The organism is uncultured Mucilaginibacter sp. (assembly GCF_903913935.1).
Lineage (GTDB): Bacteria > Bacteroidota > Bacteroidia > Sphingobacteriales > Sphingobacteriaceae > Mucilaginibacter.
In genome coordinates this window covers 1-7,038 of record NZ_CAIWNH010000314.1, presented here as the reverse complement: position 1 = coordinate 7,038, position 7,038 = coordinate 1, and the positions used below count along the sequence as shown (strand labels likewise).

The 7,038-nt window shown below is 38.8% G+C and carries 3 protein-coding genes; all 3 read left to right on the top strand.

What is annotated here, in order from left to right; genetic code table 11:
- Positions 1-3,030: hybrid sensor histidine kinase/response regulator transcription factor (locus QZY09_RS12280; RefSeq protein WP_295672779.1), on the top strand; the 3,030-nt coding region annotated here is incomplete at its 5' end.
- A 438-nt stretch (positions 3,031-3,468) separates the two neighbouring features.
- Positions 3,469-5,883, top strand: coding sequence for a TIM-barrel domain-containing protein (locus QZY09_RS12275; RefSeq protein ID WP_295672777.1), 2,415 nt, complete (start codon positions 3,469-3,471; stop codon positions 5,881-5,883).
- A 70-nt stretch (positions 5,884-5,953) separates the two neighbouring features.
- The gene (locus tag QZY09_RS12270; RefSeq protein WP_295672775.1) at positions 5,954-6,847 is read left to right on the top strand and encodes an AraC family transcriptional regulator; all 894 of its coding nucleotides are present in this window, start codon (positions 5,954-5,956) and stop codon (positions 6,845-6,847) included.
- The last annotated feature ends 191 nt before the right edge of the window (positions 6,848-7,038 follow it).

Sequence of the window (7,038 nt, the reverse complement as noted above, 5' to 3'; positions counted from 1 at the left end):
GATGATGCCAATGGGGCTTTATGGATCGGAACAAATGGGGGAGGGTTGATCAATTACAATTCCATCACCAAAAAATATACCCAATACAAACACAATTCAAACGATCCGAATAGTTTAACAAATGATGTAGTGATCTGTTTATGCATTGACCACGAGCATAAACTATGGATTGGTACCTATTTTGGCGGTATGGATTGTTTTGACGGGAACAAGTTTACCCATTACCGGCATAATGATAATATCCCATCAAGCATTTCGGATGACAGGGTGTATTCCATTACCGAAGATTCATCAAATAAATTATGGGTAGGGACTTTTGCAGGCAGTACCAATGTTTTCAACAGAGAGACAAATAGCTTTTTACATCCAAATTATCAAATGCTGTCTAATTATACAGCAGTTATTTATGAGGACAAACAAAAAAATATTTGGATAGGGCGCGACAAAGGGTTAGACTTTATAGAAAAAGGGAAAAATAAGGCAAAACATTATTTTAATCAGCCTAAAAATCCCAATAGTTTGGTAGCCAATGATGTAAACTGCATTATACAAGACAAGGAAGGATTATTCTGGATAGGTACTAAAGGCGGTTTAAGTGTTTTTAATACCCGCACCAATGAATTTCATAACCTGGATGAAACAAAAGGGCTGCCTGGAAACAACGTGTTAAACGTGTTGGAGGATAAAGATGGATCGATATGGATCAGCACAAAAAATGGGCTGGCCCGGATAAATTATACGCAAACCGGCACCAGTTATAAGTTTCAGATCAATAAGTTTGATGAATTTGACGGCTTGCAGGGAAAAGAATTTAATGCATGCGCAGCCTTTAAAACAAAAAAGGGACTGATGATATTTGGCGGCGCACATGGCTTTAATATTTTCGATCCCAAAAGTATCAATATTGTAAAAAGTAAGCCCCAATTATTATTTACCGATTTTCAGCTATTCAATAAAAGTGTTGCCGCCGGGGATACTGTTAATGGCAATGTGGTGTTAAAAAGATCAATAACTGATACCCGGGATTTAACGTTAACCCATAACGAAAACGATTTTAGCATTGAATTTGCCGATTGTGATTATTTTAATCCTGACAAGATTATTTATCAATATAAATTGGATGGCTTCGATAAGCAATGGCTTTCGGCTTCAAATGATATCCGCAAGGCCACCTACACCAACCTTGATGCCGGTGACTATGTATTTAAAGTAAGGGCCAGTAATATTAACGATCCTAAAAATAGCAGCATCATTGCACTTAATATTAAAGTATTGCCGCCATTCTGGAAGTCGCCGATCGCATATGCCCTTTATTTCCTCTCTGTTATTTGCCTGTTGTTTTACATCAGGCACAAAGGCATATTGAAATTAAAGCGGGAATTTAAGATCAAACAGGATAAACTTGAATCTGAACGTAAAATAGCCCAGGAACGAGAAGAAGCCAGGCGCATGCATGAGCTCGACCTGATGAAGATAAAGTTTTTTACCAATGTGAGTCATGAATTCAGGACACCTTTATCATTAATTATCTCACCAATTGATAATTTAATTAAAGGAGTCGACGATCCCGGACAAAAGCATCATTTAACGATGATCAAAAGAAACGGCAGGCGCCTGTTAAACCTGGTGAATCAATTGCTGGATTTCAGGAAGATGGAGTTTAAGGAGTTGAAGTTAAATTTGAGCAAGGGTGATATTATCCAATTTATAAAAGAGGTATCTGCTTCGTTTACTGATATTGCTGACCAAAACCATGTGGATTATTTAATTGAGAGCGACATAGAATCGGTGATTATTAAGTTTGACAGGGAAAAAATTGAAAGGGTGTTATTTAATCTGCTTTCAAACGCCTTTAAATTCACGGCTTCGGGTGGTAATGTAAGTGTTTTTATTAGCCTTGTTAAAGAGAACGCAGCTGCGGATGAGCAACAGCTTTTAGAAATAAAAGTAATTGATACAGGCATCGGGATACCGAAGGAAATACATGATAAAGTTTTTGAACGCTTTTTTCAGGACAATATGCCGGAAAGTTTGTTGAACCAGGGCAGCGGGATAGGCTTATCAATCACAAGGGAATTTGTTAAAATGCACGGCGGGGAAATCAGTATTGAAAGTGAACCCGGAAACGGAACTTGTTTCACCGTTCAATTGCCGGTAGATGTAGAATATGAAAAGAGCACGCTGTTACCTGAACAGCCCGCGATAGCTAAACCGGAGGATAGTTCACGTATGACATCTAAGAAGCCTGTTATTTTATTGATTGAAGATAATGACGACCTTAGGTTTTATTTAAAGGATAACCTGAAACATAACTTCTCCATAGTTGAAGCAGTAAACGGTAAAGACGGCTGGCAAAAAGCGCTTGCTTTGCACCCCAACCTGATAGTGAGCGATGTAAGTATGCCGGAGATGAACGGGATAGACCTTTGTAAAAAAATAAAGAGGGATAAACGTACTGAACATATCCCCATTATTTTATTAACTGCATTAACTGATGAAGAAAACCAGCTTGCGGGGCTTACCAATGGTGCCAATGATTATATCAGTAAGCCTTTTAACTTTCAAATATTGCTTTCAAAAATCAATGGCCTTTTGCTGATGCAAAAAACTTTGAAAAAAACCTACCAGAAGCAGGTTGAAGTTAATGCACAGGATATAGCGGTTGTGTCGGAAGATGAAAGATTTTTGAAGAATGTTTTTTCGTGCATCGAGAATAATATAACCAATCCGAATTTCTCTGTCGAGGAGTTAAGCAGACATCTGTCATTGAGCAGGATCTCACTTTATAAACGCATGTTATCCCTTACGGGTAAAACACCGGTTGATTGTATCCGGACTATTCGCTTAAAAAGGGCGATTCAGTTACTGGAAAAAAGTAAACTTAACATCGCAGGCGTTGCCTATGAGTCAGGCTTTAATAACCCCAATTATTTTTCGAAGGTGTTTAAAGATGAATATGGTATGCTGCCTTCAGAATATGTTACCGAAATGCGTAAAAAGGAAAAAGAGATACTTGAGGAAGTTGATTAAGTATTGATGGTATTTCTCCTGTACCTGCGTAAAAAAATTAGCTATATCTAATTGCCCGGCAACTTCTCCTAATCCCCAAAAACATCAAAATAATTGCTGTTTTTTTTGTGTGTTAATATGTTTAAGTGCACGGCGCAAATTTCTTTGGTTTGCAGATAAACGTTATTTTTTTATTCAAATCCGTAAACGATAATTTCTATTTGCCTGTTCATTTACGGTAGCCTGTCAACGACGGTATTCTCCTTTTATTACCGGCCATAATTTTTGCTGTTTTTTTTAAAAATTGCATAAATACCCCCGAAATGCACTTTAAAGCACCTTTGGTTAACATTTTTATCTTAAATAGAAACTTTTGTATCATTTTAAAAAATCATTAACCAATAGCTTTACAAGCATGATCGGTAACCCCCGGTTGCAATTATAACACCTTCTAAAATTATGCTTAACAAGAACTTTAAGTCTGCCAGGCAAAAAGCCTGCAGTTTTTTGATAGTACTCATTTATGCAGCGTCAGCATATAATGCCAAAGCAGCTGTTAAATCGTACCGGAAAGAAGCTGACGGTATAACCATAAAGCTCAATACCGGGCTCATCAAAATAAAGATTTGTGCCGACGACATTGTTGAGGTTAAGTACACCATATTTAATGCCTTCCCCCAAAAAACATCGCTTGTTGTTAATAATGCCTGGGCAAAAAATACACCTTTTAAAGTAAGTGAACAAAAAGGCGAGATCGTTATTGCTACTTCGAAACTGAAAATTGTTATCGATAAGGCAACTAATGCGATTAGCTATAGAGATATTAAGGGTAACATAATAACCGGCGAGGCCGCTGCCGGTAATAAGTCTCTTACTGAAGCAACCGTTGCAGGGATAAAAACCTATAGCGTAAGTACACAATTCAATTCGCCTAAGGACGAAGCGCTGTTTGGTTTGGGCTGCCATCCTGAAGACTCGCTTTCCATCAATTACAAAGGACGTAACCAGCAAATGCTGATCAAATACATGACTGGCGCCATCCCTGTTTTACTCTCAACAAAAGGATACGGTCTGTTATGGGATAATTATTCCGCCTCGGATTTTTATGGCTCCGAAGCTGATAACACCCAATTTAAATATGTATCGGAAAGCGGGAGGGAAGTAGATTATTATTTTTTTTACGGCCCCGATTTTGACCACATCATTGATTTGTACAGAATAGCTACAGGCAAGGCGCCGATGTACCCAAAATGGTCATTCGGGCTCTTTCAATCGCAGGACAGGTATAAAACACAGGCCGAGGTTTTAAGTGTGAAAGATGGTTACCGCAATAACCATATCCCGGTAGATGCTATCGTACAGGATTGGTTCTGGTGGTCGCCGCTGCCGATCGGTTCTCACATAATGAACCATGATAGGTACCCCGATCCGAAAGCAATGGTAAACGAACTGCACAGGGCGAATTTCCATGCGATGATATCCATCTGGCCTTTATTTGGTGATGGCAGCGCGAATTACGAAGCGCAAAAGAAAAAGGGCTTTTTGACAAGCATCAAATGGGATAATTTTTTCGCACATACTTTTGATACCTATTACGATGCCCATAACCCCAAAGCCAGGGACCTTTATTGGGCTCAGGCCAGAGATAGCGTAGTAAAGCGGTTTGACTGGGATGCATGGTGGGTTGACCAATGCGAGCCTGACAATGGAACTTTGCTTGATGAGCGCCGCAAAGCCGATTTTTCAGTTGGTAAAGGGATTGACTATTTTAATACCTATGCCCTGGAGCACGCGAAAGGCCTTTATAAGGGTTGGAGAAGTGATATGACCAACAAGCGGGCTTTCTTTTTAGTTCGGCAGGCGTTTGCAGGTTCACAACGAAGTGCTACCACGCTTTGGTCATCAGATATTACCACCACTTTTAAAGCCTTTAAAAACCAGGTGCCACAGGGAATAAATGCCTGTGCATCCGGTATTCCTTACTGGACATCGGATATTGGTGGCTATTTATCCAGGGTCGATCCGGATGGTATCCCTACCTGGTCAGAGCCTAAAAACAGGGAACTGTTTACCCGCTGGTTCCAGTTCGGAGCCTTCTCACCTATATTCCGCATACATGGTAAAGGCGAAAGGGCGCTGTTCTCAAATAACTGGGACCAACCCACTAAAGACATTTTGCTGAAATTTGATAACCTGCGTTACCGGTTGTTGCCATATATATATTCAATGGCAGCTGGTGTAACCTTACATAACTATACCATAATGCGTTCGCTGGCCTTTGATTTCAGGAGTGACGTAAATGTTTACGGTATACCTGATCAATATATGTTCGGCCCGGCATTTATGGTAAACCCGGTTACTGAACAATTATATACAGGGGCCGGTGAAGCAAAAGCAAAAACCCGCAAAGTGTACATGCCAAAGGCTTCCTGGTTTGATTTCTGGACGGGTAAAGCCATCACGGGCGGGCAAACAATTGATGCTGAATCGCCCATAGATATTTTGCCATTGTATGTAAAAGCAGGATCTGTTATACCTATGGGCCCCGAAGTGGAGTATGCCACTCAAAAATCATCAAAGCCTCTTGAATTGCGCATTTACCCCGGTGCTGATGGCAGGTTTACTGTTTACCAGGACGAAAATGACAACTACAATTATGAAAAAGGAAAGTATGCGCTCTTTACTATTTCATGGAAAGATAAGCTGCATCAGCTAACAATAGGTGAAACAAAGGGCGGTTATAACGGGATGCAGAAACAGCAGAAATTCAATATTGTATTGGTTAGCCCGGGTCATGGAATCGGGGAAGCTGTTACAGGAAATGCAGATAAGACAATTGTATACAACGGAAAATCACTAACAGTAAAAATATAAGATAAAGCTGAGATAGTTTAAAAGAAATTAAATAAGGGAACTATATACAAACGGTCAAATTATTTTAATCATGTATAATACAATAAACACACAAAAAGTAATGCGCGAAACAACATCCTTAAATGCGGGTGATTGTTTTACCATTTCTTCAAGGGTGAAAAAGGATTTTGATTTTCCCTTGCATTACCATGATGAATATGAACTTAACCTTATTATAAATGCCAAAGGTGCAAAGCGTATTGTTGGCGGTAGTATTGGGGTTATTGATGATATGGAGCTTGTTTTTATCGGGCCCAATATTTACCATGCCTGGTTTTTACACCAATGTACTTCAACCGAAATACAGGAAGTAACCATTCAGTTTCATAAAGACCTTTTTGACGAAAATTTTTTAAACAGAAACCAGGCCAGCATACTTAAAAATATGTTTAATAATGCCCAATTAGGGATTCTCTTTTCACGGGAGACCACGATGGGGCTTGTAAACAGGATTTTGGATCTGAACCAAAAAAGCAGGTTTGATGCGGTTTTGGAATTACTATCCATACTTCATTCTTTATCGGTTTCGTCAAATATTAAATTACTGTCAGATACCGGCTTTTCGGATCAAAACTTCTGTTTTAAAAGCAGGCGGATTGAAAAAGTGTTTGAATATATGCACAACAACTACGATAAGCAGATAACGCTTGCCGAAGTTGCCCGCATAGCCAATATGCCCCAGGTATCGTTCAGCCGGTTTATTAAAAAAAGAACCGGTAAAACTTTTATCGAAAGCCTGAATGAGATTAGACTGGGTCACGCATCAAGGATGTTGATTGATACCGACGCACATATAGCCGGGATAGCCTACAAATGCGGCTTTAATAACATATCCAATTTTAACAGAATTTTTAAACGCAAAAAACAATGTATCCCGCGTGAATTCAGGGAGACATATAGCTATGGAAGGAGTTTTTATATATAAGAGCAAACAACAATAACAAATGTATTAATAATTCTTAATATGTTAATAATATAACATATGTGGGAATTTATTGCCTGAAAAATACATTATAATGCATTAAAATGTATAAATATAGAATTAATAAATGTAAAAATAGTATTACATATTAAGGGGATGTAAAGGTTAAATTTGTATTATCAGTATTGCGGTTT